This window comes from Microvirga aerilata (genome assembly GCF_016743775.1).
In the GTDB taxonomy this organism is placed as follows: domain Bacteria; phylum Pseudomonadota; class Alphaproteobacteria; order Rhizobiales; family Beijerinckiaceae; genus Microvirga; species Microvirga aerilata.
Genome location: NZ_JAEQMY010000335.1, coordinates 1 through 827 on the forward strand (window position 1 = coordinate 1; position 827 = coordinate 827).

Sequence of the window (827 nt, forward strand, 5' to 3'; positions counted from 1 at the left end):
TAAGAAGCTGTTGAGCAATTTTATTGCTCGGGGCAAGTCATTGATTCAGAATAGGTTTGGGGCTGGGCCGCTGTGGCGGATGTGGGCTGTTTCACGTTGGGGAGCCCCGCCATGGATGCTTGCCTTTATGCCAGCGATCTCACTGATGCCGAATGGGTGCTGCTTGAGCCCCTTGTTCCCCGCAGCCACCCGGCCGGGCGGCGGCAGACCTATCCCTTACGCCGCATCGTCGATGCAATCTTTTACCTGCTGCGCACTGGCGCCCAGTGGCGGCTGCTGCCGCACGAGTATCCACCCCGGTCCGCTGTCTTCTACCACTATGCGCAGTGGCGCGAGGACGGCACATGGGAACAGGTCACGCGCGTGCTGCGCGAGAGTTATCGCCGCACGATCGGCCGGGCGCGGCAACCCACGGCGGCGATCATCGACAGCCAATCGGTCAAGACAACCGAGATGGGCGGACCCCGTGGATATGACGGTGGCAAGAAGATCAAGGGCCGCAAGCGTCATTTGCTGGTCGACACGCAAGGCAACCTGCTGAAGAACAAGGTGCAGCCTGCCGACATCCATGATCGTGCAGGGGCCGAACTCCTGTTGGAGGGGCTGCAGCATCTGTTTCCAGCCATTGAGCGCATGTGGGCCGACACCGCTTATCGTGGCCTGAAGGACTGGCTGCGCAGAGCGCTGGGCTGGCAGTTGACGATCCCGCAACACTGGTGGAGCGGCGGCGTCTGGACGAAGGTTGGATCAGAGCCGCCGACGCGCCCGAGTGGCTTTCAGGTGCTCGCGCGACGGTGGGTGGTTGAACGAACGATCGCTTGGTTGAC

The 827-nt window shown here is 62.3% G+C and carries 1 protein-coding gene; it reads left to right on the forward strand.

Annotated elements, in window-relative coordinates; translation table 11 throughout:
- Window positions 1-111: 111 nt before the first annotated feature.
- Window positions 112-827: IS5 family transposase (locus JKG68_RS32680; protein ID WP_202066627.1), on the forward strand; the 716-nt coding region annotated here is incomplete at its 3' end.